The following is a 25,047-nucleotide window of genomic DNA, read 5'->3' as shown; positions in this document are numbered from 1 at the left end:
ACATAGGTAAAATAGCTTATGGTTCTTTGTGCCCTTTTTCGTTTATTATAAAGAATATTTGTTGAAGATGATAAACAAAGAAAACAAACCATAAGAGCTATTGGTAATGTCTTTATAATAAACTCATTGATAGATAAATTAAGGAGGAAAAATCATGGATCAGAATGTACTATTCAAAGAAGCTGAAGAAAATGGACTATATGATTCTCGTTTTGAACACGATAACTGCGGTATTGGAGCTGTAGTAAACATTAAGGGAAAAAAGAGTCATGAGACAGTTGAAAATGCACTTAAAATTGTTGAAAACCTAGAGCATCGTGCTGGTAAAGATGCTGAAGGTAAAACAGGTGATGGTGTTGGTATCATGCTTCAGATTTCCCACAAGTTTTTTAAGAAGGTAACAAAGCCATTAGGTTTTGATATTGGAGAAGAAAGAGAATATGGTGTGGGAATGTTTTTCATGCCACAGGATGACTTAAAGCGTCATAGAGAAATGAAGATGCTTGAAATCATTACTGAAAAAGAAGGCCTTGAATTTTTAGGTTGGAGAGAAGTTCCTGTTCATCCTGAAGTATTAGGTTCAAAAGCTTTAGAATGTATGCCTTATATTATGCAGTGTTTTATTAAGAAACCTGAAGAAGTTGAAAAAGGATTAGCATTTGACAGAAAACTTTACATTGTAAGAAGAGTTTTCTCACATAGTAATGCCGGAACTTATACAGTGTCAATGTCAAGCAGAACAATTGTATATAAGGGGATGTTTTTAGTTAACCAGTTAGGACCTTTCTTTGCAGACTTAATGGACAAAAATTATGAGTCAGCAATTGCTTTGGTACATTCAAGATTCTCAACAAATACACAGCCAAGCTGGAGAAGAGCTCATCCTAACAGATTTATTGTTCACAACGGTGAAATCAATACAATTAGAGGAAATGCTGATAATATGATAGCCAGAGAAGAATCAATGACTAGCGAATATATGGAAAGTTCATTACAGAAGGTCATGCCTGTAGTTGATGTAAACGGTTCAGACTCAGCAATGCTTGATAATACATTAGAATTTTTAGTAATGAATGGTGTTGAGCTTCCTTTAGCAGTAATGATGTGTATACCTGAACCATGGGAAAAGAATGATACAATCAGCCAGTCAAAGAGAGATTTTTATCAGTATTATGCAACAATGATGGAACCATGGGATGGACCTGCATCAATACTTTTCTCTGATGGTGATTACATGGGAGCAATCCTTGATAGAAACGGACTTCGTCCTTCAAGATATTACATTACAAGTGATGACCAGTTAATTCTTTCATCAGAAGTAGGGGTACTTGATATACCTGCTGAAAAAATAGTTGTAAAAGAACGTCTCCGTCCGGGCCGTATGTTACTGGTAGATACAGTTAAAGGAAAATTAATTGACGATGACGAATTAAAAGAAAGCTATGCAGCAAGAAAACCATATGGTGAATGGTTAAACAACAACTTAGTTTATTTAAAAGACATTAATATACCAAATGTAAAAGTAGAAACTTATGACAAAGAAGAACGCCAGAGATTACAGAAAAACTTTGGTTATACATTTGAAGATTTAAAGAGAATTATTCCAATGGCAAATAATGGAATTGAAGCTACAAAGGCAATGGGTAAGGATACACCACTTGCAGTTTTAAGTGAGAGAACTCATCCATTATTCAACTACTTTAAACAGTTATTTGCACAGGTTACAAATCCGCCAATTGATGCAATTAGAGAAGAGATTGTAACATCAACATCTGTTTACATTGGAAAAGACGGAAATATATTAGAAGAGCAGCCTGAAAACTGTAAGGTTCTTAAGATTAAACATCCAATTCTTACAAATACGGATATTTTGAAATTAAAGAACATTAACAAACCGGGATTTAAGGCAGCAGTTGTACCAATTGTTTATTACAAAGGTATAGATATTGAAAAAGCTATTGAACAGGTATTTGTGGAAGTTGATAAGGCTCATAAAGATGGAGCAAATATTATTATTCTTTCAGATAGAGGAGTAGATGAATATCATGTACAGATCCCATCACTTCTTGCAGTTTCAGCTGTTCATCAGCATTTAGTAAAAACAAAGAAGAGAACAACATTATCATTAGTTCTTGAAAGTGGTGAACCAAGAGAAGTACATCATTTTGCAACATTGTTAGGCTATGGTGCCAGTGCAATTAATCCATATCTTGCACACGAAACAATCAAGCAGATGGTTGATGAAGATATGATTCAAAAAGATCCATATGCAGCAATTGATGATTATAACAAAGCTATTTTAGGTGGCATTGTAAAAATTGCATCTAAGATGGGTATTTCAACAATTCAGTCATATCAGGGTTCACAGATTTTTGAAGCTATTGGTATTAGCAAAGAAGTAATTGATAAATACTTTACAGGTACAGTTAGTAGAGTTGAAGGAATTACAATGAAAGATATTGAAGATGGAGTTGAGGAACTTCATTCAAAGGCATTTGATCCATTAGGATTAGATGTAGATTTAACATTGGAAAGTAATGGCGAGCATAAGCTTAGAAGTGGTAAGGAAGAACATAAGTATAATCCGGCTACAATCCATACTTTACAGCAGGCTACATGGACAGACAATTATCAGTTATTTAAACAGTATACACACATGATTGATGAAGAAATGGCACCATTCCATTTACGTGGATTAATGGATTTCAATTATCCTGAAAATGGTGGCATTCCACTTGATGAAGTAGAAAGTGTTGAATCAATTATGAAGAGATTCAAAACAGGTGCAATGTCATACGGTTCTATTTCACAGGAAGCACATGAAACAATGGCAATTGCAATGAATATGATTGGCGGCCGTTCAAACTCAGGTGAAGGTGGAGAATCAATTGAACGTTTAACAATTGGAGAAGACGGTCTTAACAAATGTTCAAAAATTAAGCAGGTTGCTTCAGGACGTTTTGGTGTAACATCAAGATATCTTGTAAGTGCCGAAGAAATACAGATTAAGATGGCTCAGGGTGCAAAGCCTGGTGAAGGTGGACATTTACCTGGTAAGAAAGTTTATCCATGGGTTGCTAAAACAAGATATTCAACACCGGGTGTAAGTTTAATTTCACCACCACCACATCATGATATTTACTCAATTGAAGATTTAGCACAGCTTATTTATGATTTAAAGAACTCAAACAGAGATGCAAGAATTTCAGTTAAGTTAGTATCAGAGGCAGGTGTTGGTACAGTTGCAGCAGGTGTTGCAAAAGCAGGTGCTCAGGTAATTTTAGTTTCAGGTTTTGATGGTGGTACAGGTGCTGCTCCTGAAAACTCAATTTACAATGCAGGACTTCCTTGGGAATTAGGTTTGGCAGAAGCACATCAGACATTAATTGCAAATGGTCTTAGAAATAAGGTAGTTGTGGAAACTGATGGTAAATTAATGAGTGGTAGAGACGTAGCAATTGCAGCTATGCTTGGTGCAGAAGAATATGGTTTTGCAACAGCTCCACTTGTAACTATGGGTTGTGTAATGATGAGAGTTTGTAACTTAGATACATGTCCTGTGGGTGTTGCCACACAGAACCCTGAACTTCGTAAGAGATTTAAAGGAAAACCAGAATATGTTGTAAACTTTATGAAGTTTATTGCAGAAGAACTTCGTGAATATATGGCAAAACTTGGTGTTAGAACATTAGATGAGTTAATTGGCAGATCAGACTTACTGAAGGTTAAAGACGGAGTAGACCAGAAGAAAGCAGCAGAAGTTGATTTAAGCAAGATTTTAAGCACTGACTTTGCACAGGAAAGGGTTAACTACAATAAGAAGAATGTATATGACTTTAAGCTTGAAAGCACAAAGGATATGACAGTGCTTCTTCCAAAAATGAAGAAAGCTCTTGATGAAAAGAAAGCAGCTTCAGTTGAAGTTAATGTAACAAATATTGACAGAGCATTAGGAACAATTTTTGGTTCTGAAATTACAAAGAGATACAATGATACATTACCTGATGACATGTACACAGTTAAGTGTTACGGTGCCGGAGGTCAGAGTTTTGGTGCATTTATTCCAAACGGTATGACAATGGAACTTACAGGTGATAGCAATGACTACTTAGGTAAAGGTTTATCAGGTGGTAAGATTATTGTTAAACCACCAAAGGAATCTACATTTAAGCAGGATGAAAATATCATTATCGGTAACGTTGCATTCTATGGGGCAACAAGTGGTAAGGCTTATATTAACGGTGTTGCAGGTGAAAGATTCTGTGTAAGAAACTCAGGTGCAACAACAGTTGTTGAAGGTGTAGGAGATCATGGATGCGAATACATGACAGGTGGTCGTGTAGTCGTAATCGGTAAAGTTGGAAAGAACTTTGCAGCAGGTATGAGTGGCGGTGTTGCTTATGTACTTGATGAAAATAATGATCTTTACAGAAAGACAAATAAGTCACTTGTTTCAACAGAAGAATTATCAAACAAGTATGATGTATTAGAACTTAAGGGAATGATTGAAGATCATGTTAAGTATACTAATTCAGTAAAAGGTAAAGAAATTCTTGATAACTTTGAAGAATACTTACCTAAGTTTAAGAAGATAATTCCATATGACTATAAGAAGATGTTAGAAACAATTGCAAAAATGGAACAGAAGGGATTAAACCCTGAACAGGCACAGATAGAAGCGTTTTACGCAGCAACAAGATAGGAGGATAAAATAATGGGAAAGCCAACAGGATTTTTAGATTATGAAAGAGAAGAAGCTAAAGCAATTTCTCCGAAAGAAAGAATAAAAAACTTTAATGAATTCCATGAACCTCTATCTGTTGAAAAACAGAAATGTCAGGCTGCAAGATGTATGGATTGTGGCGTGCCATTTTGTCAGAACGGACAGGTTATTGCAGGTATGGTATCAGGTTGTCCTCTAAACAACCTGGTTCCTGAATGGAATGATTTATTATATATGGGAAATATGGAGCAGGCATATAACAGACTTCATAAAACAAATAATTTTCCAGAATTTACATCACGTGTTTGTCCTGCACTTTGCGAAAAAGCATGTACATGTGGACTAAACGGTGATCCGGTTTCAGTAAGGGCAAATGAACATTTAATTATTGAAAATGCCTATGAAAAAGGATATGCAAAAGCAAAGGCACCGGCAGTCAGAACAGGAAAAACAGTAGCTGTTGTTGGTTCCGGACCATCAGGACTTGCAGTTGCAGATCAGTTAAATAAAAGAGGTCATAGTGTTACTGTTTTTGAAAGAGATGACAGAATCGGCGGTCTTTTAATGTATGGTATTCCAAACATGAAATTAGAAAAGCATGTTATTGATAGAAAAATTGCCATTATGAAAGAAGAAGGCGTTGAGTTTAAAACAGGTGTAAACGTAGGAAAAGATGTTAAAGCAAATGAGTTATTAAAGAAATACGACAAGGTTGTATTAGCTTGTGGTTCAAGACATGCAAGAGACATTAAGGCACCGGGAAGAGATGCTAACGGAATTTATTTCGCAGTAGATTTCTTAACATCTACAACAAAGAGTCTTTTAAATAACAACGGCAAGTTGGTTGATGGAACTTATGTATCAGCAAAAGGAAAAGACGTTGTTGTTATCGGCGGTGGTGATACAGGTAATGACTGTGTAGGTACAAGTATTCGTCATGGAGCAAAGAGTGTACTTCAGTTAGAAATGATGCCAAAAGCACCGGATGAAAGATTAGAAAGTAATCCATGGCCTGAATGGCCACGTATCTGCAAGACAGATTACGGTCAGGAAGAAGCTATTGCAATGTTTGGACATGATCCTAGAGTTTATCAGACAACTGTAAAAGAGTTTGTTAAGGATAAAGCAGGCAATCTTAAGAAGCTTGTATTAGTTAAGTTAGAAGCTAAGAAGGACGCAAAAACAGGTCGTTTGAACATGGTTGAAATCAAAGGTTCAGAATATGAGGTTGATTGCCAGTTAGTTCTTATTGCGGCAGGATTTCTTGGTAGTGAAGACTATGTTACTAAAGCATTTAAGGTTGAAACTGATGGAAGAACAAATGTAAAAACAGAACCTGGTAAACATGCTACAAGTGCTGAAAATGTATTTACAGCAGGAGATGTTCACAGAGGCCAGTCATTAGTAGTTTGGGCAATTAGAGAAGGAAGAGATTGTGCAAAAGAAGTTGACCAGGCGCTGATGGGTTATAGTAATTTATAATTAAAAGGATTGGAAACTTACAGAAAAATGACATAATATTATAGCTCCAAGGTATTTTAGTGTTTTAATGCCTTGGAGCTTTTTACTTATCTATCTACTTCCATATTTTTTGGAAGAATTAAGTTAAGTACAATTGCCATTATAAATACAACGGCTACACAGTTTTCTGCAAATACTGTTTTAACAATTTGTGGGAAAATATTGAAAATCTCAGGAACCTGTGTAAATCCAAGTCCAACACTGAGAGACAAAGCTACAATAGTGATATTTCTTTGAGAGTATCCACATTTACCAAGCATCTGCATACCACTGATTACAATATTACCAAACATCATAATAGTACAGCCACCAAGAACTGCATCAGGAAGTGTGGCAAGTATTGCACCGATAACAGGGAAGAATCCTGCTAAAATCATAATAATTGCACCTGCGGCAATAGCAAAACGGTTTACAACTTTTGTCATTGCTACAAGACCAACGTTCTGACTAAATGATGTAATTGGAAGACATCCGAATAAAGATGAAATGGCACTGACAAAGCCGTCACAGCCAATAGAACCTGAAGTTTCTTTTGTAGTTGCATTTCTATCTAATGCTGATGATGCAAGAGCACTTGTATCACCAATAGTTTCAGTTGCCGAAACCAAGAAAATAAGTGTTACTGAAATAATGGCATTCCAGTTAAATTCCATTTTAAAAGGCATAAAATGTGGTAGGGCAATAAATGAGCTTTCAGTAATAGCTGTAAAATCAACCATCCCCATACATGTTGCAACAATGTAACCAACAATTAATCCAAATAAAACAGATAACTGTTTCCAAAAGCCTTTTGCAAATATGTTAAATAAGATACAAGCAAGTAAAGTAATGCATCCTAGAATCCAATGTTCAGCGGAACCAAAAGTTTCACTTCCACTTCCTCCACCAAATGATGAAGCACCAACAGATAAAAGTGAAAAACCAATGGCAGTAACTACGCTGGCAGCCACAACCGGAGTAATAAGTTTAATCCAGTATTTTGCAAAAAGTCCAAGAGTCCCTTCGATGATACCACCAACTAAAACAGCACCCATTATGGCACCGTAGCCGTACTTAGGACCAATAAAGCAAAAAACAGATACAAAAGTAAAACTAATACCCATTACAATAGGAAGTCCTGACCCAACTCGCCAAACAGGGAAAAGCTGTACCAAAGTTCCAATACCTGCAATAATCATGGCACATTGAATAAGTATTGCTGTTTGTGAAGCTTTAAGTCCACAGGCACCTGCTACAATTGAGATAGGTGCAATATTAGCTACAAACATTGCAAGAATGTGCTGAAGTCCAAAAGGAATTGCTGTTTTTACAGGAATCTTTCCATCCAGATGGTAAAGATTTTCTGTGTTTCCAGATTGTTTTGTTTTGTTCATAATAAATATCTCTCCTTTATTTTATAGAAAATCCATAGTTTGTAACACTAATTTATACTAAAAAATGAATGGAGTTTTTCATATAATTACTTATGTTATTATTGGCAAATAAATTATTGTTCACGAAATTCAATAGTTCCTTTTTCTGCGTCCATGCTGTCTACAATGGCAAGAGATTCTAAACGATAACCAAGATTTCTAATCATACGGCCGCCTGCCTGGAAGCCTTTTTCGATGGCAATACCAATACCTTCAACAGTGCCACCTGCTTCGCTGACAATAGAAATTAGTCCCTGAAGAGCACAACCGTTAGCAAGGAAGTCGTCTATAATAAGAACGTGATCATCTTCATTTAAAAATTTCTTTGAAACAATAACCTGATTCTTGCATTTATGTGTAAATGATTCAACTTCGGCTACATACATATCGCCGTCAATGTTGATGCTCTTTGATTTTTTTGCAAAAACAACAGGCACATTAAAATATCTTGCAACGATACATGCAATACCAATACCAGATGATTCAATAGTTACGATTTTTGTAATGTTTGAATCAGCAAAACGACGTTTGAATTCAGCACCCATCTCTTCAAACAAATCAATGTCCATCTGATGATTTAGGAAGCTGTCAACTTTTAACACATTGCCTTCCTTAACAACGCCGTCTTTTACAATTCTTTCTTCTAAAAAGTTCATTGTGAAATCCTCCAATTGTATATTTTTAATCCTAAAAAAAAGTTTTCATAAAGAATAGGGTATCAAATTTACGAATATATTACAATAGAAGAAACCATATAAATATAAAGAAAATTGTGTTATAATACCAAAGGTTAATAAAAAGATTAAGATTTAAAATTGGAAAATTTATTTTTTGGAGGAAATATATGAAGGTATTAATGTTTAATGGCAGTCCGAAAGCAAGAGGATGTACATACACAGCTTTGGAAGAAATGGCAAAGGTTTTAAACGAAGAAGGAGTAGAAACAGAAATCATGCACGTGGGTGCTCATCCACAGGGAAGCTGCATGGGCTGTGGCGGATGTAGTAAGTCTGGTGAGTGCGTGTACGGTGGCGAAGTTGTAGAGGCAGCAAAGAAGTTAAAAGATGCTGATGCAGTAGTGTTTGGAAGCCCTGTTCATTATGCTTCAATTAGTGGAAACATGATGGGATTTATGCACAGACTTTCCTGGAGTGCAGGAAAAGATTTGAAATATAAACCGGCTGCAATGGTTGTAAGTGCAAGAAGAGCAGGTACAACAACAGCCCTTGATGAGATGGTTAAGGTACCTGAGTTTTTCCACATGCCTTTAATTAACGGAAATTACTGGCCAATGGTTCATGGAAGCAATCCTGACGAGGTAAAACAGGATTTAGAAGGTCTTCAGATAGTTAGAAATATAGGCAGAAACATGGCTTGGATACTTAAATGTATTGAACTTGGAAAAGAAAACGGAATTGTTCATCCTGAACCTGAAGCACCGGTAAAAACTAACTTTATCAGATAAAACACAGAATATTCACATTATTCTTACAAATCATTTATTGCATAACGGAGTTGCTTCTATTATACTAGAACGAGTGGTGAAAACCAAAAGAAAGGTATGAACATGAATAAAGACAATATTAACAATAATGAAATTACAGAAGAAAACAATTCTGTATACGATTCAGAAAACAATACAACTGAAAACAGTTCAGAAAATAATTTTGAAGAAGGTGAAGCTTTAGACAATACAGAAACATCTGGTGAAGAAACAGCCAAGTCTGAAGATTCAAGTAATCAAAATAAAGAGACCAAAAAGAAGGGTAAAAAAAATAAAAAGGATCAGCAGGAGTTTAGTCTTGTAAGAGAAATTTTAAGCTGGGTTAAAATTTTTGTAATTGCAGTGGTAATTGCTTTTGTTGTAAACAACGTAATTATTATGAATGCAAATGTTCCATCAGGTTCCATGCTTAACACTATCCAGATTGGGGATAGAATGATAGGACTTAGAACTGCATATTGGTTCTCAGATCCACAGCGTGGTGACATTGTTATTTTTGAAAATCCTGATTTTAACGAAAACAGCCCAAGCGATGAAAAATACTATGTTAAACGAGTTATTGGTTTACCTGGTGATAAAGTGGTTATAAAGAATGCAAAGATTTATATAAACGACAGTAAAACACCTTTAGAGGAACCTTACTTACCAGAAGAGTGGACAGAAGTTAATGGATCAGACGAACCATTAACATATAATGTTCCTGAAGACAGTTATTTTATGTTAGGTGATAACCGTAACAGATCAAGTGATGCAAGATATTGGACTAATACTTTTGTAAAGCGAGATGGCATAATTGCAAAAGCAGAGTTTAAATATTGGTCACAGGGAAAAGTTGATGTTGAAAAGTTTGAGCATGAAACATACTCAATTGATAATAAAAGCAGCAAATAAGAATTAAAAAGTTAATAACTGACAGTAAAAACAAATGACAGTGAAATAAAGATTATAGTAAAAATTCAGAACAGAAATTATAAAATAAAAAGCCTATAAAGTATGTGGCATGAACTGATATCCGAAAGGTTGGATTATAAAATCTAACTTATAGGGGGGTCACAAGCCGGTTACTTTATAGGCTTTTACTATAGGTTACAGATGTTTCCTTTTCTACAAATCCCATTTTTGTATAAAGTCTGTAAGCGGGTATGTTTTCTTTTTCTACATGTAAAACTACAAAGTGATAGTCTTTTGAAATTTTTTTGAAAACAAATGCGAGAAACTTGTAGCCATAGCCTTTGTTTTGAAACTTGTCATCAATGGCAACTTCCGATATGCAGGCACAATCAGGAAGAATTGAAGTAACAAGACAGCTTCCAATAGGAATATTATCATTATAGAAATAAAAATACCCATCCTCATATTCGTAATCTATATTTTCAATAGTGTTGTGATTTACAAAATCTTCTAAATCCAATTCCATTAATACATTAGAATTATTATATTGAAAATCTAAAGTATTAATGTAATTTTTTCCAAAAATATTGTTTGGATGAATGCTTGTTTCCACATAGAAGTTTTTGTAATCTTCCTGAAATTCCATAAAAAGATTTCTACCAAGATGCCCACCACGATATTTAGGCATAACAAACATACAGATTTCACAATGGAAATCATCTATTACAAAAACAGAAAGAAAGCCAACAATTTTTTCGTTAAAAGTTCCATAGTATAATCGTGGAAGATTTTTACATATTGAAAAGTCGTCTTCCAAAAAGAATTCATATTGAAGATTATCCTCAGTGGAACAGATTTTGTGAATATTTTTGCAGTTTTTTATTAATCCTAATGTAAAAGCACTGGTTCTGTTTATAACATAATCAGGGTTCATTGTTTCACCTCATTTCTAATAGAAAAAAGTTATTTAAAATAATTTAATCACGGTTGCCATAAAGAAACTGTTCGTTTTTAATTATAACAAACCTAATAGAAAAAATACACTATCTGTGCTATATTAAAAAAGCGTCTGTATGTAAAAAAATGTACGGCGGGAAAGGATAGAAATATGTTAAAAATAGGTTCTCATGTAAAAATGAGTGGAAAAGACATGCTTTTAGGTTCAGCAAAAGAAGCTAAGTCTTACGGTGCGAATGTATTTATGGCATACACAGGAGCACCACAGAACACAAGAAGAAAAGACATAAGCGAATTAAATATAGATAAGGCATGGGAGTACATGAAGGAAAATGATATAGAAGAAATTATAATTCATGCACCATACATTATTAATTTAGGAAATACGGTAAAACCTGAAACTTTTGAGATAGCAGAAACTTTTCTTGGCACAGAATTAGAAAGAAGCAGTGCAATGGGAAGTAAAGTTATGGTTTTACATCCGGGCTCTCACGTTGGTGCAGGCGTGGATGTAGGTATCAACCAGATTATAAAAGGATTAAATAATGTGTTAACAAAGGACACAGATGTATATGTGGCACTTGAAACAATGGCTGGAAAAGGCAGTGAGATTGGAAGAAATTTTGAGGAACTTGCAAGAATTTACGATGGAGTAAAATACAATGACAAGTTGAGAGTTTGTTTTGACACATGCCATGTAAATGACAGCGGGTATGACTTAGTTAATGATTTAAGCGGTACTTTTACACAGTTTGACAAAATAATAGGTGCTGATCAAATTGCTGTTTTCCACATTAATGACAGTAAAAATCCATGTGGTGCCGGAAAAGACAGACACGAAAATATTGGTTTTGGAAACATTGGCTATGATACTTTAAGAGAAATTATATATATGAAGGATTTTGAAAATGTGCCTAAAATATTAGAGACACCTTACGTCAAAGATCCTGAAAACTCAAAGAAATCATACGCCCCTTACGGTTATGAGATTGCCATGATTAAAGAAGGAAAATTCAATCCCAACTTACAAAATATTATTTTGGAAAACAACAAGTAGAAAAGAGATGACATAAATGGATAATTTAATTTATAGTTTAAACGCAACAGTTCCTGTTTTTGTAGTTATTGTTGCAGGTTACATATTTAAGAAAATAGGTTGGATAAATGATGGCTTCATTAAAGCATCAAACAAATTAACATTTACGGTAACATTACCACTTTTGTTGATTCAGGACATGATGAATAATGATTTCCTAAAAAAGTTTGATTTAACATACGTTTTGTTTTGCTTTTTTGTTACGTTGCTATGTTGTATAGGAACAACTATTGTTACCAAGATAGTAATGAAGGACAAAAGCATAATTGCAGAATTTGTACAGGCATCTTATAGAAGTAGTGCAGCAGTTTTAGGAGCAGCTTTTATTTTAAATATTTATGGAGACGCAGGAATGTTACCGTTAATGATAATCGGAGCAGTGCCTCTGTATAATGTGTATGCAGTTATAATTCTTACTGTTGAGTGTCCTGAAAAGGGAGCTAAACAGGAGAAAACATTAGCAAAAACATTAAAGGGAATAGCTACAAATCCAATTATTTTAGGTATTGTAATAGGTGTTATTTTTTCAGCGTTAAAAATAAAATTCCCACCAATGCTTGATAACACAGTAAACAACTTTGCAAAAATCACAACACCTTTGGCGCTTTTAGCCATCGGTGGTAGTTTCGAATTTGGAAAAGCAATAGAGAGAATGAAACCGGCAGTAATTGCCACAGCTTTAAAATTAGTTGGCTGGCCATTAATATTCCTTCCAATTGCCATAAAAATGGGCTTTAGAAACGATGAATTAATGGCACTTGTAATTATGCTTGGCTCACCAACAACACCAAGTTGCTATGTAATGGCTAAGAGCATGAAGTCAGAAGGAACATTAACAAGTAGCGTAATTGTTCTTACAACTTTATTCTCAGCATTTTCAATAACAGGCATAATTTTTGTTTTAAGAAGTTTGGGATATTTGTAGAAGTTTCTGGCATTAATGAAAAATTGGGATATTTATAAAGGAAAGAGTGTAATATGAAAAGATCAGAACAAAAAATTAACGACACATGGAACATGGAAGATATGTTCCCAAGTGATAAAGTTTGGAAAGAAGATTTTGAAAAGGCTACAAAAGAAGTAGCTAAGTACAAAGAGTTTTCAGGAAAAATAAAAGACAGCAAAGATAAACTAATAGAGTTTTTGAAATTTAATGATGAAATAAGTTTGCTTGCTGAAAGACTTTATGTTTATGCAAATCAAAAATATCATGAAGACATGGGTAATGGAAAGTATCAGGCATATTCAGGAAAAGCACAGAAACTTGTTGTAGATATTGGCAGTGCAAGTGCATTTTTTGAACCAGAGGTTCTTGAAATAGATGAAGCCACAATTAACCAGTGGTTAGAAGATGAAAAATTAAACAACTATAAAAGATATATTGAAGAAATATTAAGAAGTAAAAAGCACACTTTAGATAAGAAAACAGAAGAAATATTGGCAAAAAGTAAAAAGATGGCAAATGCCGCTGATAATATTTATGCCATGTATAATGGAGCGGACATTGATTTTCCTACAGTTAAGGATAGTGAAGGAAAAGAAATAAAAATTACTCATGGAAATTTTGTTCCGATTTTATCAGGAGAAGATAGAGAATTAAGAAAGAATGCTTTTACAGGACTTTACAATACTTATGGTGCAATGAAAAATACAATTGCGGCTACTTATAATGCAAACGTGGAACAGGCAAATTTTTATGCTGACGTAAGAAAGTATCCATCTTCAAGAGCAATGTATCTGGATGGCAGCAATATTCCTGAAAGTGTGTACGATAATCTTATAAAAGTTGTTCACGAAAACATGGATTTAATGTATAGATATGTAAGGCTTCGCAAGAAAGCTTTAGGTGTAGAAGAGCTTCATATGTATGATATTTACGCACCAATTGCAAAGGCTCCAAGTAAAAAATATTCCTTTGAGGAAGCTAAGGCAATAGTAAAAGAAGGTCTTGCACCTATGGGAGAAGAATATTTAAGTAAACTTCAGGAAGGTTTTGATAACCGTTGGATTGATGTGTACGAGAATGAAGGAAAAAGAAGCGGTGCATATTCATGGGGCGCATACGGAACACATCCTTATGTACTTTTAAATTTTCAGGGAACTTTGGACCATGTATTTACTTTGGCACACGAAATGGGACATGCTCTGCACTCATATTATTCAGATGCAAACCAGACCTACATTAATGCAGGTTACAAAATCTTTGTGGCAGAAGTGGCATCTACATGCAATGAATCACTTTTAATTCACGATTTATTAAAGAAAACAAAAGACAAAGAAACAAGAGCGTATTTAATTAATCACTTTTTGGAACAGTTTAAAGGAACATTGTATCGTCAGACAATGTTTGCTGAATTTGAAAAAATAACACACGAAATGGTTCAAAAAGGAGAAACATTAACAGCAAATGTATTGTGTGAAACATATTATGATTTGAACAAATTGTATTTTGGTGAGGATATTGTACTTGATAAGGAAATCGCTTTAGAGTGGGCAAGAATACCACACTTTTACAATCCTTTTTATGTATATCAGTATGCAACGGGAATTTCAGCTGCAATAACTCTTTCAAGAAAAATAATGAAAGAAGGAGAAGCAGGAGTAAAAGATTATATGAAATTCTTAACAGGTGGTGGTTCAAAAGCTCCAATTGATTTGCTTAAATTAGCAGGTGTGGACATGACAAAAGAAGAACCTGTAAGAGAGGCATTGCAATTGTTTAGGGAACTTCTTGATGAAATGGAAGCATTGATTTAGAATTTACAGATTATTTCCAATCTCACTACAGAAACAAATGAATATTACGAAAGCACGCTCCCGCTGCTCTTCGCTCGTAGCGGTTCTACAAAGCCGACTACGCTGCCTTTGTGAACCGACGGCTCCGCAGCACTTTCTTAAATATTCATTTGTTCCATTAGTAGGTTTGACATTACTGTATATGGTTTATAAGAAATATTACGAAAGGAAAAGGGATGATTGAGAAAGCACAGGGATTGATTTTTGATTTAGATGGGACCATAATTGACAGTTCCTGGGTATGGGATATGGTTGATATAAAGTTTTTGGGAGACAGAGGTTTTCAGGTTCCTGAAGATTATGTTGAGACAATCTCTCCAATGGGAGCAGAAAATGCAGCAGTTTATACAATTGAAAGATTTGGACTTTATAAGGAAAGACCGGAAGATTTAGTTCGCGAATGGTTTGATATGGCAAAAAAAGAATACAAGGACAAGGTTCAATGTAAGCCCTATGCAAAAACTTTTATTAAGAAAATGAAAGAGCAGGGTAAGAAGCTCTCAATTGCCACATCTTCCGACAAGGAACTATTTATTCCAACACTTGAACGAGAAGGAATAATTGACTCCTTTGATGAAATTATTACTGTTAATCAGGTGCCAAGAGGAAAGAATCATCCTGACATATACATAGAAGCAGCTAAAAGAATGGAAATAGAAAAAAATAGCTGCGTGGTATTTGAAGATATCATAACAGCAATAGAATCGGCAAAAAGAGGCGGTTTTGGAGTTGTAGCTGTAGAAGATGAAAAGTCATTAATTAATAAAAGGGCAATTATGGAAATTGCTGATAAATATATAACAACGTTTAAACAATTATTGTAATTAAAGTTGCTTTTACCATTGTTACAATGGGAAAAGCAGTAGGCTTAATTGGAGAATGGATGGATAAAAGATATTCATTTGTATCTAAATACTTTTGCCGTTTTTTGTAGGTAATTGGGCTAAAACAATTGCTATAAAAATAAGTCCGCAGCCGCAGAGTTGTTTAAGTCCCATGGTCTCACCGAGAATAATCCAACCTGCCAGAACTGAAAAAACTGATTCTAAACTTAAAAGTAATGAGGCGACAGTAGGATTCATACCTTTTTGTCCGATAATCTGACCTGTATAGCCTACACCACAAGACATAATTCCGGCATATAGAATAGGAATCCAGGCACTAGGGGATGTAAAAACTTTTGCCCATGTGCCGATGTTTGCAAAAGAGCGTCCCATTTCAGAAAAAAACATTGGTACCAAACCTAAAATTCCGCAAACAAAGAATTGTATGCATGATAATTTTATTCCATCTACCAACGGCGAAAAATAATTAATAACTAAAATATGTACGGCAAAAAATAAAGCACAAAGTAATAAAAGTAAATCCGCTACTTTAAAAGAAAAAGAACCGTCAAAACACAACATATATAATCCAATTAAAGTAAGTACAACACCTATCCAAATATTTATGCCGCATTTATTTTTGAAAAACAAACCGATAATTGGCACTAACAGAATATAGCAGGCTGTTAAAAATCCGGCTTTTCCGGCAGAAGCCCCCAGATATAAGCCAAGCTGTTGAAGTGTACTTCCTAAGAAAAGGCATGCACCACAACATAAGCCACCTAAAATTAAAAACTTTCGTTGTTTATTTTTTGAAGTGAAAGGTGATTGACTGTTTTTTGAAAAAATAAAAATAACAGGTATTAAAACTAATGCACCTATAAAAGAACGGATGCAGTTAAAAGTATAAGGCCCCAGGCTGTCGCCACCAACACTTTGAGCTACAAATGCCACACCCCATATTAATGCCGTTAAAATTAAAATAAGTGAATTTCTGATTTTTAATGAATTCATTGCGTGTCTCCTTTGTAATAATCGCAGTTATCAGTATAAATGGAAGAGAGAAAATTTGCAAATTTTGGAAAGTAGCCGGGAACTGTTTGGAGTACAATACCTGTTAGAATTGGAGTTGGTACGGTTATTGCGGTGCTTGGTGTGGGAAGAGTTATTGCATTATTTAACTACATATTTATGAGAAAATTTGTTAAACTGGAAATTAAGTAAATTGATTAACGCTAGTAGAAAAATGAGGAGAAGAAAAATGAAATTAATATCATGGAATGTAAATGGAATAAGAGCCTGTGTAACAAAAGGGTTTATGGATTTTTTTAACGAAATTGATGCGGATATTTTTTGTATACAGGAATCAAAAATGCAGGCTGGGCAGTTAGAACTTGATATGCCCGGATATTATCAGTATTGGAATTATGCAGAAAAAAAAGGCTATTCAGGAACTGCTATTTTTACAAAAAAAGAACCCATGTCAGTAAGTTATGGTATTGGGATAGAGAAACATGACAAGGAAGGGCGAGTAATAACTTTAGAGTTTGAAAAGTTTTATATGGTTACCTGTTACACACCAAACTCACAAAATGAACTAAAACGTTTGGATTACAGAATGGAATGGGAAGATGATTTCAGAGCATATCTCAAGAAATTGGAAGAAACAAAGCCGGTTATTATATGTGGAGACTTGAATGTTGCTCATAAAGAAATCGATTTAAAAAATCCAAAAACTAACAGAAAAAATGCCGGTTTTACAGATGAAGAGCGAGAAAAAATGACAACGCTTTTGGAAGCCGGTTTCATTGACACATTCAGATATTTTTACCCGGAAGATGAAGACCGCTACAGTTGGTGGTCATACAGATTCAAGGCAAGAGAAAAGAACGCAGGCTGGCGCATAGACTATTTTCTTGTTTCAAAAGCACTGGAGAAGAATATAAAGGGCGCAGATATTCACAAAGATGTAATGGGTTCGGATCATTGTCCTATAGAGTTGGAAGTGGAGATGTAGTAAAAATAAGATGTGTAAATAATATGTATAAACACTTGACTGGTGTGTATTAAGTGTGCATTATATATTTATAAGGAGGAATACTAATGAAGTAGCGTGAGTTAATAAAAAAGCTTCAGAGTGTTGGGTTTGAATTTCAAAGGCATGGGGGAAATCACGATATATATAGAAGAGGTGATGATGAAGAACAGATTCCTAGACATAAAGAAGTAAACGAAAGACTGGCAAGAGCTATATTAAGAAAATGGGGGTTATAGTCCAAGCATATATCTAAATAGTATAATGAATGGAGGTTGATGGAATGAAGGTAGCATATCCTGTAATTTTTACAGATGTTGATACGAATATTTTAATTGAGGTACCAGATCTTGGAATTATCACAGAAGCAAACGAGGAAGGTAAAGCAAAGGGAACAATGGCAGATGCTATTATGATGGCGAGAGATGCAATTGGAATAAACTGTATAGAAGCAGAGGATAATGGTAAAAAAATAATCAAGCCATCAGAAATATATGACATAGATGTTTCAAAGGGAACTTTTTATGGTGAGGGACAAATGATTTTATCATTAGTAGATGTAGATTTGACATCGTATCGTAAAATGTTAGATAATAGAACTGTTAGACGAAATGTAACTCTTCCAAATTGGTTAAATCAGGAAGCCGAAAAGGCACATGTTAACGTTTCAAAGGTGTTACAAGAAGCATTAATGGCAAGATTGGGAGTTTCAAGATAAATTATTGTTATATAGAAGATTATATTGAAGAGAATAAGTAATTTAATGCTATCAGACTATCAACCTATATAGACTGATGGTCTGATAGTATTATTTAGAATAAAAGATGAGTAAAAAAATTATTGGTAAGATAATCGGAGGTGTAGTGATGAAAAAAATTATTTTAATGGGTGTAATCTGTGGTTTGATGTTATCTGTTTCAGGTTGCAATATAAGTGATAATAAAGAAAAAGCTGTAAGGTATATAACTGAAAAGAAATCTGTAGAAAAAACAGAAACAACTACTGAAATTAAAGACTACAAAAAGCTTATAAATACTGTGTATGCACAGTTAGGTAATAATGATAAAAAAAGTGTAGTGAACATTAATGAGGCGAAAGTTAAAAAAATTGACATTAAGTCTGAAAAGAACATTGGGTTAGTTGATAAAAATAAAAAATTGCCAGAGGAAAGTTTTAAAATTATATATCAAACAGATGATGCAATATTAGGAGATTTAGTTGTATACGTTGATGCTTCAAATAATAAAATAGTTGCTTATGGGTTAAGGGATTAAATATTGATAGGAAAATTGTAATAGTTTATGTTAGCGAGTTACTTGATATGGAAAGTAATTTAATAAAAGAACTTAATATGTAGTACATACTAATATTTAATAAAGGAGAAATACTAATTATGAATAAATTAAAAAGAATAACATCAATAGCTCTTGCGGTTTTGCTAGTATTTGCTAGTATACCTACAATAAATGTAAGTGCAGCAAAAATTAAACTTAGCAAAACAAAAATAACTATTTATGTTGGAAAAACAGTTACTTTAAAGGTGCAAAATAATAAAAAGAAAGTAAAATGGACAACATCAAATAAGAAGATTGCAACAGTCACAAAAAAAGGAAAAGTAAAGGGTAAAAAAAGTGGAAAGGCTACAATTACTGCCACTGTAGGAAAAAAGAAATATAAGTGTAAAATTACAGTAAAAAAAGCAAAAAATGTTAGCAAACCAAAAAAGAAACCTATAAAAGAAAAAATTCCTACAACTACAAAGCAGGAGGAACAAACCTCAAAGAATAACCAACAGGAATCTACAATTGTACCAGAGACAACAACAAGGGCAACAGAAGAGACAACAACGAAGGCTCCTGAAACGGAAAATACAAAATTAAATGAAAATGATGTAAACGCATTACAAAAAATAATTAAAAATCAAAGGAATAGTGGTGCAACAGTAAACACAGATGTTTCAAACAAAGAAGAATATACATGGTCAGATGGTAGACTTATTAGTATTAATTGGACATACAAAAAACTAGCAGGCACATTGGATATTACAGGATTAAGTGAACTTAGAACATTAAATGTAAGTGGCAACAGTTTGACTGGCTTAAATGTGGAGAACAGTAGTGAACTTGAAGTACTAGAATGTTTCGAAAATCAATTAACAAGTCTTGATATAACAAATAATCAGAAGTTAAAAGCTCTTAGTTGTGCGAATAATAAACTGAAATCATTGAATGTAACAAACAATAAAGAATTATCTTCTTTGAATTGTTGTTATTGTAATATTGAAAACATTGATGTAGCTGGCAATGAACAGTTAGTTTCACTTTATTGCAATAATAATGAATTAGTTCAAATAAATGTTTCAAACAATGAACATTTGGTAATTTTATATTGTGGAAATAATAAATTAAAAGATTTAGATACTATACATAATCCACGCTTGAAAAAATTAGATTGTGGATATAATGAAATATCCAATTTGGATACATCAAAAAATTTAGCTTTAGAAGAACTTAATTGTGCTAATAATAAAATTACAAAGTTGGATTTATCCAATAATGTTCTGTTAGAAACTTTACATTGTGATGATAATGTAAATGTTGTGAGAATGGAAAAATAATACTGTAAAAAATGTTGTAATTTATCATTGAAAAAATAATATAAAAGACATTTTAATTTAATAGAGTAATTTAAAATAGATGAGGCAAAAATGTCGCATCTATTTTTTTATACTTTATAAAGACAACAGAAATATTAAATACTATGCTTACATTAACGTCTGTATGTATTATAATTAAAGTAACTATAAGAGCAGAAGAATTGGATATACAAGGTCATTAAGTAAGTGTGTAAGAAAGGGGTGAAATATGAATTACACTATACCACCAAAGAAAATGATTATAATAAATATTTTAGACATTCTAAAACGTTATAGTGACGAAAATCACAAATTAAGTCAGAAACAAATAGCTGAAATATTAAAGAATGAATATAACACTACTGTTGAACGAAAAACTATAAAAAGAAACATTATGAATCTTATTGATTTCGGATATGAAATTGAATACACCGAGACAGTTCGTTATGTAAAAAACAGAGAGGGGGTTAAGGAAGAAAGTTCGATACTATCTGACTTTTATTTAAAAAGAGAATTTACGGACAGTGAGCTTCGACTTTTAATTGACAGTTTATTGTTTAACAGATATTTACCGGCTAGACAATGTAAAGATATGATTGCTAAGATTGAAGGCTTGTCTAACGAATTCTTTAAATCACGTGTTAAACATATTCAGAATTTGCCGGACAATATGCCCCGCAATAATCAGCTATTTTTTACATTAGATATATTGGATGAAGCAATAACAAAACATAGGAAAGTTGCTTTTACATACAATGAATACGGAACGGACAAGAAACTTCACCCAAGAAAAAGTGAACCTTATATAATTAATCCGTATCAAATGGTGGCTGTCAATGACAAATACTATTTAATTTGTAATGTGGATAAATATGATAACGTGGCTCATTTTAGAGTTGACCGAATGACAGATATAAAGATGCTTCAAAAAAAGGTTAAACCGCAAAAACAGGTTAAAGGCTTGGAAAACGGAATTGATCTTCCAAAACATGTTATGGAACACATATATATGTTTAGCGGCGAAAGCATACGTGTGAAGTTTAAAGCTAAAAAATACATATTGAGCGAAATCCTTGACTGGTTTGGAAAAGAGGTTCAGTTCATGGACGAAACAGACGATGAAGTAACATGCTCGGTGTACGTGAATGAAATGTCAATGAGAAAATGGGCGTTACAGTATGCATTGCATGTAAAGGTATTAAGTCCACAAAATCTGGTCGATAACATTAAGGAAGATTTAAAAGCAGCAATGGATAAGTACGAGGAAAATTAGAAGAAATAAAAAAGACTGACTGAAATAATAGATAGTTTTTATGGACAAAAAACAAAGCTTACGTGGGACTATTAGGCATGGTTAAGCAGGCAGGAAAAATTAGAGACAAAGGAGAATGATTATGAGCAAAACAGAACAATTAGATAATTTATTTGATGAATGGAGAAGGAAGCAGGCAGATGAATGGCAACAATGGAATGAAGGGAAGAAGGACAAGAGCAGCTATTTAAAAAGGTATAGGGAACATGAGAATTTGAAAAAAATCAATCCGGCTAAATCATTTACTCCAGATGGAATAATAGATGAAGAGGCTTGGAATAATGGAGAGAAAATACTGTTCATATTGAAAGAGGCAAATGGTCAATGGATGCTTGACGAAAACTTAGAAGATAATACTGTAGAAATAGATAATGGTGAGTTTTGGTTTAGAAAAATTGTTATAGATAATATAAATCATAATATTAAAAGAAAGTTAAATAAATTATCAGCTGAAAAATTTGGTGAAAGTGAATTGAAAGCGGTTGCATATATGAATATAAATAAAAGAGGAGGTGCAAAATCAGAGTTAAAGAGTGTTTTAAATGAGTACATTAATGAGTATAAGGAGTATATAAAAAGGGAAATAGAAATAATTTCACCCGAAATAATATGTATTTGTTGTGGAAAAAATAAAGCTTATGTAAATACGCTAGAGGAAATAATTCAGGAGTTGGAGTGCAAGCCGAAAGTAGAAAAATATTATCATCCTGCAGCTAGGATAAAATGGGAAAAATATAAAGAAGGTATTGATAATATATAATCACAAATCATAAAAGCGTTAACAAAGAACAAAGGAGGTTATTTATGATGAAAACTACTTTGCAGTATTGTGTGAAAATGGAGATGCAATACTTGATGCAAATACGTTTGATTTGGAACCTATAATGAAAAATTTGTAATAACATGAAATAAATAAGTTTTTTTAGAATTAAGAAGCTATGGGATAAATTTGTTCCATGGCTTAATTTATAATATTTAAAGGGCATAAAAAAGACGGATATAAGAAAGAGAGGATATGATGAATACAAAAATTATATTTCCGGATAAATGGAATAATGCTAATCCTGACAAATCTACAATAGAAGAAATGTATTTGCCAAACAGAATGAAACTTTTAGGATTTTCAGATGCAGCAATTAAAAAAGTAGAAAATTTTATGTTTTCAAAAAATGAGAAAGATGCAGACATTGAGTCGGGGGCTATAGTGAATGTTATCCTGGAAGAATTCTACGATAATGAAACACCTGTATTGGAAAGATATTATAAGTTGTTAATGATTTTAGATGACGATTTTCTTTGTGCTGAAGATATTGCAGGAATTGAAGATGAAATTCTAAAAATTCGAAAACTTGCAGAATTAGAGTGTTATGTGGAAAGCGAAGCCTATTTGACAGAAGATGAGAAAAAATTTGATGATGTCCAGTCAGCGCTTAAATATGCAACATTATACTTAAAATTTGATAAATATTACATAATCAAAAAGACAAATGGTGCAGGAGAGACTGAATGCAAATTTTGGTACAATAAGAATCTGGATTTGGTAGGATACGATTTGATGGTAAATTCATTTTAAACTTAATTATTTTAATAACCCCAAAATCTAAGTGAAAGGAAATATTATGGCATATTTAGGACCGTTTTTCTATATAAATAACAAATTGATATGCAATAAATGCACATTTGAGCAAGCTAGAATACAAGGTGATAAGTTAGATAATTCTTATGGACACGACCGCTTATATGATGATTATTTTGCTGAAGGTGATTATATTTTTTATCCAAGAGGACGTGTAATTTGGGACAAAATAGAACAAAGAGCAATTATTTATATTGATCCAATTATTAATAACCAAAGGGTTATAGAGGCTGTTGTAAGTGAATTTGAATTGGAAGAATACATAGTGGAATTCGATGAGCATTATCAATGCGATTTTCAAGCAAAGAAGAGGCAATAATTGAAGCATACAATAGTATAAGTAGAATGACTAAATGATGATTACTAGATAAGTAAAAAATATAATGAACTTTATCAATATGGTGTTACAGAAATAATTTTTAGGAGAGAAAAATGAAAGTATATTTATTAGATAGAAACAAAAGAATATCAGATATATGGAAGATATATTTTAGAGACGAACAAGATGTAGAAGTAGTGTGTTGTGGATTTGAGAAGTTTATGGAAAATTATAATGTAGAATGTATAGTATCACCGGCTAATTCTTATGGTATTATGGACGGTGGATATGATTTGGCAATAACAGAGTATTTTGGAGAAGAACTTATGAAAAAAGTTCAGAAATATATAATTAGAAATTATTATGGAGAGCAACCAGTTGGGACAAGTTTTATTATAGAAACAGGTGTAAAAAATATTAAATTAATTCATACGCCAACAATGAGAATCCCCGCAAAAATAAAAGAACCAATGGTTGTATATCAGGCAATGCGTACAACATTAATGACAGCATTGGAGAATAATATAAAAAGTATTGTTATACCGGCTTTTGGCGGCTGTTGCGGAGATATGAATCCACAGGAGCTATGTGAATTAATGTATGAGGGATATAGGCAAATAATGAATCCACCAGAAAAATTAAGCTGGGATTATGCGACAAGGTGGGAACCAGAGATAAGTGAAAAATGGAAATATTAAGTATAATGTATGAATTAATTATAACGAAAAAACTTGTGAAGTTTCTTAAGTGAACAAATAAATGAAGGTAGAGGAGAGAAAAAAATAATGGAAAAGTTTTATTCTGAAAAAGATATTAGAGATGATTATAGGAGTCTGACTAAGCTATTAATTCAAAAAAATATGACTATATCAACAATGGAAAGTGCTACAGCAGGGCAGATTGTATCGCTTATAACAGATACGGAAGGCGCTTCAGCTATTATTAAAGGGGCATTTGTAACATACTGCAATGAAGCAAAAATAATGCAGGGTGTACCGTCAGAAGTTATTGATAAATATACAGTTTATTCAAAAGAAACTGCTATAGCTATGGCAGAAGCATGTAGCAAGGCGTATAAGTCGGATATCGGAATAGGAGTTACAGGAACTATGGGAAATGTTGATCCGTTAAATAAAGAAGCATCTATTCTGGGAGAAGTGTTTTTTGCCATAACTATTAACGGCGAGACCAGAGCATATTATATTGAATTGCCACCACAGCCTACAAGACTTGCTTATAAATTAGCAGTAGCAAAAGAAATATATGATGCCCTTATGGCAACGTTGAAGTAGAAAAAAAGTGAGACTCAGAACGAAAAGAATGTCGTAGCAAATGGCGTAACAAATGAAGAAAAAGTGCTTGCTTTGTTAAGACAGGATGGAAAAT

23 protein-coding genes are annotated in these 25,047 nt (G+C 33.3%); 19 read left to right on the top strand and 4 right to left on the bottom strand.

Annotation, left to right across the window (positions count from 1 at the left end; all coding sequences use genetic code 11):
- Positions 1 to 154: 154 nt before the first annotated feature.
- The gene (gltB, locus tag ACQY63_RS05080) at positions 155 to 4,702 is read left to right on the top strand and encodes a glutamate synthase large subunit (protein WP_022165669.1); all 4,548 of its coding nucleotides are present in this window, start codon (positions 155 to 157) and stop codon (positions 4,700 to 4,702) included.
- A 12-nt stretch (positions 4,703 to 4,714) separates the two neighbouring features.
- Positions 4,715 to 6,205 (top strand): glutamate synthase subunit beta, encoded by a 1,491-nt coding sequence (locus ACQY63_RS05075; protein WP_022165668.1) that lies wholly within the window; start codon positions 4,715 to 4,717, stop codon positions 6,203 to 6,205.
- An 86-nt stretch (positions 6,206 to 6,291) separates the two neighbouring features.
- On the opposite strand, the gene ACQY63_RS05070 is transcribed toward ACQY63_RS05075, so the two are convergent.
- Both ACQY63_RS05070 and ACQY63_RS05065 read right to left on the bottom strand, forming a co-directional pair.
- A complete protein-coding gene (locus ACQY63_RS05070; RefSeq protein WP_022165667.1) occupies positions 6,292 to 7,617 on the bottom strand; it encodes a uracil-xanthine permease family protein in 1,326 nt (441 codons plus the stop codon).
- 113 nt (positions 7,618 to 7,730) lie between these two features.
- Positions 7,731 to 8,312, bottom strand: a complete 582-nt coding sequence (locus tag ACQY63_RS05065; RefSeq protein WP_022165666.1) for a xanthine phosphoribosyltransferase — start codon at positions 8,310 to 8,312, stop codon at positions 7,731 to 7,733.
- Between the two features lie 188 nt (positions 8,313 to 8,500).
- Between ACQY63_RS05065 and ACQY63_RS05060 the strand changes: the two genes are divergently transcribed.
- Together ACQY63_RS05060 and lepB are read left to right on the top strand one after the other, a co-directional pair.
- Positions 8,501 to 9,121, top strand: coding sequence for a flavodoxin family protein (locus tag ACQY63_RS05060; RefSeq protein ID WP_302689555.1), 621 nt, complete (start codon positions 8,501 to 8,503; stop codon positions 9,119 to 9,121).
- A gap of 96 nt (positions 9,122 to 9,217) precedes the next feature.
- The gene (lepB, locus tag ACQY63_RS05055; protein ID WP_243081036.1) at positions 9,218 to 10,051 is read left to right on the top strand and encodes a signal peptidase I; all 834 of its coding nucleotides are present in this window, start codon (positions 9,218 to 9,220) and stop codon (positions 10,049 to 10,051) included.
- A 175-nt stretch (positions 10,052 to 10,226) separates the two neighbouring features.
- On the opposite strand, the gene ACQY63_RS05050 is transcribed toward lepB, so the two are convergent.
- Complete coding sequence (locus tag ACQY63_RS05050; RefSeq protein WP_022165663.1) at positions 10,227 to 10,985, bottom strand: GNAT family N-acetyltransferase; 759 nt, start codon at positions 10,983 to 10,985, stop codon at positions 10,227 to 10,229.
- Positions 10,986 to 11,159: 174 nt separating this feature from the next.
- Between ACQY63_RS05050 and ACQY63_RS05045 the strand changes: the two genes are divergently transcribed.
- The 4 genes from ACQY63_RS05045 (at position 11,160) to ACQY63_RS05030 (ending at position 15,724) form a co-directional block, all read left to right on the top strand.
- Positions 11,160 to 12,065, top strand: coding sequence for a deoxyribonuclease IV (locus ACQY63_RS05045; protein ID WP_428244820.1), 906 nt, complete (start codon positions 11,160 to 11,162; stop codon positions 12,063 to 12,065).
- A gap of 16 nt (positions 12,066 to 12,081) precedes the next feature.
- On the top strand, positions 12,082 to 13,029 hold the full coding sequence (locus ACQY63_RS05040; RefSeq protein WP_412622465.1) for an AEC family transporter: 948 nt from the start codon (positions 12,082 to 12,084) through the stop codon (positions 13,027 to 13,029).
- Between the two features lie 53 nt (positions 13,030 to 13,082).
- Positions 13,083 to 14,861 carry an oligoendopeptidase F gene (gene pepF, locus ACQY63_RS05035; protein ID WP_412622463.1) on the top strand — a complete coding sequence of 593 codons (1,779 nt, stop codon included), beginning with the start codon at positions 13,083 to 13,085 and terminating at the stop codon, positions 14,859 to 14,861.
- Between the two features lie 215 nt (positions 14,862 to 15,076).
- On the top strand, positions 15,077 to 15,724 hold the full coding sequence (locus tag ACQY63_RS05030) for an HAD family hydrolase (RefSeq protein WP_022165285.1): 648 nt from the start codon (positions 15,077 to 15,079) through the stop codon (positions 15,722 to 15,724).
- An 84-nt stretch (positions 15,725 to 15,808) separates the two neighbouring features.
- Here the strand turns inward: ACQY63_RS05030 and ACQY63_RS05025 are convergent, their stop codons facing one another.
- Positions 15,809 to 16,738: a DMT family transporter gene (locus tag ACQY63_RS05025; RefSeq protein ID WP_022165286.1), complete on the bottom strand. Its 930-nt coding sequence runs from the start codon at positions 16,736 to 16,738 to the stop codon at positions 15,809 to 15,811.
- Positions 16,739 to 16,985: 247 nt separating this feature from the next.
- On the opposite strand from ACQY63_RS05025, the gene ACQY63_RS05020 reads away from it, so the two are divergent.
- From ACQY63_RS05020 to ACQY63_RS04970, 11 genes are all read left to right on the top strand, one after another.
- The gene (locus ACQY63_RS05020) at positions 16,986 to 17,741 is read left to right on the top strand and encodes an exodeoxyribonuclease III (RefSeq protein ID WP_412622460.1); all 756 of its coding nucleotides are present in this window, start codon (positions 16,986 to 16,988) and stop codon (positions 17,739 to 17,741) included.
- Between the two features lie 104 nt (positions 17,742 to 17,845).
- Complete coding sequence (locus ACQY63_RS05015; protein WP_412622552.1) at positions 17,846 to 17,998, top strand: type II toxin-antitoxin system HicA family toxin; 153 nt, start codon at positions 17,846 to 17,848, stop codon at positions 17,996 to 17,998.
- A 44-nt stretch (positions 17,999 to 18,042) separates the two neighbouring features.
- Complete coding sequence (locus tag ACQY63_RS05010) at positions 18,043 to 18,477, top strand: type II toxin-antitoxin system HicB family antitoxin (protein WP_022165288.1); 435 nt, start codon at positions 18,043 to 18,045, stop codon at positions 18,475 to 18,477.
- Between the two features lie 148 nt (positions 18,478 to 18,625).
- Entirely contained in the window at positions 18,626 to 19,033 is a 408-nt protein-coding gene (locus ACQY63_RS05005) for a hypothetical protein (protein WP_412622458.1), read from the top strand.
- A 119-nt stretch (positions 19,034 to 19,152) separates the two neighbouring features.
- A complete protein-coding gene (locus ACQY63_RS05000) occupies positions 19,153 to 20,376 on the top strand; it encodes a leucine-rich repeat domain-containing protein (protein ID WP_412622456.1) in 1,224 nt (407 codons plus the stop codon).
- 247 nt (positions 20,377 to 20,623) lie between these two features.
- Positions 20,624 to 21,667 (top strand): helix-turn-helix transcriptional regulator, encoded by a 1,044-nt coding sequence (locus ACQY63_RS04995; protein WP_412622454.1) that lies wholly within the window; start codon positions 20,624 to 20,626, stop codon positions 21,665 to 21,667.
- A gap of 121 nt (positions 21,668 to 21,788) precedes the next feature.
- Positions 21,789 to 22,466, top strand: a complete 678-nt coding sequence (locus ACQY63_RS04990) for a hypothetical protein (protein WP_412622452.1) — start codon at positions 21,789 to 21,791, stop codon at positions 22,464 to 22,466.
- A gap of 255 nt (positions 22,467 to 22,721) precedes the next feature.
- Positions 22,722 to 23,279 carry a hypothetical protein gene (locus ACQY63_RS04985; RefSeq protein WP_412622450.1) on the top strand — a complete coding sequence of 186 codons (558 nt, stop codon included), beginning with the start codon at positions 22,722 to 22,724 and terminating at the stop codon, positions 23,277 to 23,279.
- A 46-nt stretch (positions 23,280 to 23,325) separates the two neighbouring features.
- Positions 23,326 to 23,661: a hypothetical protein gene (locus tag ACQY63_RS04980; RefSeq protein ID WP_022165294.1), complete on the top strand. Its 336-nt coding sequence runs from the start codon at positions 23,326 to 23,328 to the stop codon at positions 23,659 to 23,661.
- A gap of 113 nt (positions 23,662 to 23,774) precedes the next feature.
- Positions 23,775 to 24,359, top strand: a complete 585-nt coding sequence (locus ACQY63_RS04975) for a macro domain-containing protein (RefSeq protein ID WP_412622448.1) — start codon at positions 23,775 to 23,777, stop codon at positions 24,357 to 24,359.
- Between the two features lie 87 nt (positions 24,360 to 24,446).
- Positions 24,447 to 24,953 carry a CinA family protein gene (locus tag ACQY63_RS04970; RefSeq protein WP_412622446.1) on the top strand — a complete coding sequence of 169 codons (507 nt, stop codon included), beginning with the start codon at positions 24,447 to 24,449 and terminating at the stop codon, positions 24,951 to 24,953.
- Positions 24,954 to 25,047 lie beyond the last annotated feature (94 nt).

It is taken from the genome of Eubacterium sp. Marseille-QA0814 (assembly GCF_965119675.1).
Lineage (GTDB): Bacteria > Bacillota > Clostridia > Lachnospirales > Lachnospiraceae > Eubacterium_G.
Note: the sequence above shows the minus strand (reverse complement) of the source record. Positions and strands in the feature narration are given on the sequence as shown.

Excerpts from the sequence above, each read along its gene's own strand:
- ACQY63_RS05030 (WP_022165285.1), top strand. The coding sequence starts at position 15,077 with ATGATTGAGAAAGCACAGGGATTGATTTTTGATTTAGATGGGACCATA.
- pepF (WP_412622463.1), top strand. The coding sequence starts at position 13,083 with ATGAAAAGATCAGAACAAAAAATTAACGACACATGGAACATGGAAGAT.
- ACQY63_RS05000 (WP_412622456.1), top strand. The coding sequence starts at position 19,153 with ATGAATAAATTAAAAAGAATAACATCAATAGCTCTTGCGGTTTTGCTA.
- lepB (WP_243081036.1), top strand. The coding sequence starts at position 9,218 with ATGAACATGAATAAAGACAATATTAACAATAATGAAATTACAGAAGAA.
- ACQY63_RS04985 (WP_412622450.1), top strand. The coding sequence starts at position 22,722 with ATGATGAATACAAAAATTATATTTCCGGATAAATGGAATAATGCTAAT.
- ACQY63_RS05020 (WP_412622460.1), top strand. The coding sequence starts at position 16,986 with ATGAAATTAATATCATGGAATGTAAATGGAATAAGAGCCTGTGTAACA.
- ACQY63_RS05065 (WP_022165666.1), bottom strand. The coding sequence starts at position 8,312 with ATGAACTTTTTAGAAGAAAGAATTGTAAAAGACGGCGTTGTTAAGGAA.
- ACQY63_RS05050 (WP_022165663.1), bottom strand. The coding sequence starts at position 10,985 with ATGAACCCTGATTATGTTATAAACAGAACCAGTGCTTTTACATTAGGA.
- ACQY63_RS05045 (WP_428244820.1), top strand. The coding sequence starts at position 11,160 with ATGTTAAAAATAGGTTCTCATGTAAAAATGAGTGGAAAAGACATGCTT.
- ACQY63_RS04970 (WP_412622446.1), top strand. The coding sequence starts at position 24,447 with ATGGAAAAGTTTTATTCTGAAAAAGATATTAGAGATGATTATAGGAGT.
- ACQY63_RS05060 (WP_302689555.1), top strand. The coding sequence starts at position 8,501 with ATGAAGGTATTAATGTTTAATGGCAGTCCGAAAGCAAGAGGATGTACA.
- ACQY63_RS05040 (WP_412622465.1), top strand. The coding sequence starts at position 12,082 with ATGGATAATTTAATTTATAGTTTAAACGCAACAGTTCCTGTTTTTGTA.
- ACQY63_RS04980 (WP_022165294.1), top strand. The coding sequence starts at position 23,326 with ATGGCATATTTAGGACCGTTTTTCTATATAAATAACAAATTGATATGC.
- ACQY63_RS05025 (WP_022165286.1), bottom strand. The coding sequence starts at position 16,738 with ATGAATTCATTAAAAATCAGAAATTCACTTATTTTAATTTTAACGGCA.
- ACQY63_RS05075 (WP_022165668.1), top strand. The coding sequence starts at position 4,715 with ATGGGAAAGCCAACAGGATTTTTAGATTATGAAAGAGAAGAAGCTAAA.
- ACQY63_RS04975 (WP_412622448.1), top strand. The coding sequence starts at position 23,775 with ATGAAAGTATATTTATTAGATAGAAACAAAAGAATATCAGATATATGG.
- ACQY63_RS05010 (WP_022165288.1), top strand. The coding sequence starts at position 18,043 with ATGAAGGTAGCATATCCTGTAATTTTTACAGATGTTGATACGAATATT.
- ACQY63_RS05070 (WP_022165667.1), bottom strand. The coding sequence starts at position 7,617 with ATGAACAAAACAAAACAATCTGGAAACACAGAAAATCTTTACCATCTG.
- gltB (WP_022165669.1), top strand. The coding sequence starts at position 155 with ATGGATCAGAATGTACTATTCAAAGAAGCTGAAGAAAATGGACTATAT.
- ACQY63_RS05005 (WP_412622458.1), top strand. The coding sequence starts at position 18,626 with ATGAAAAAAATTATTTTAATGGGTGTAATCTGTGGTTTGATGTTATCT.
- ACQY63_RS04990 (WP_412622452.1), top strand. The coding sequence starts at position 21,789 with ATGAGCAAAACAGAACAATTAGATAATTTATTTGATGAATGGAGAAGG.
- ACQY63_RS04995 (WP_412622454.1), top strand. The coding sequence starts at position 20,624 with ATGAATTACACTATACCACCAAAGAAAATGATTATAATAAATATTTTA.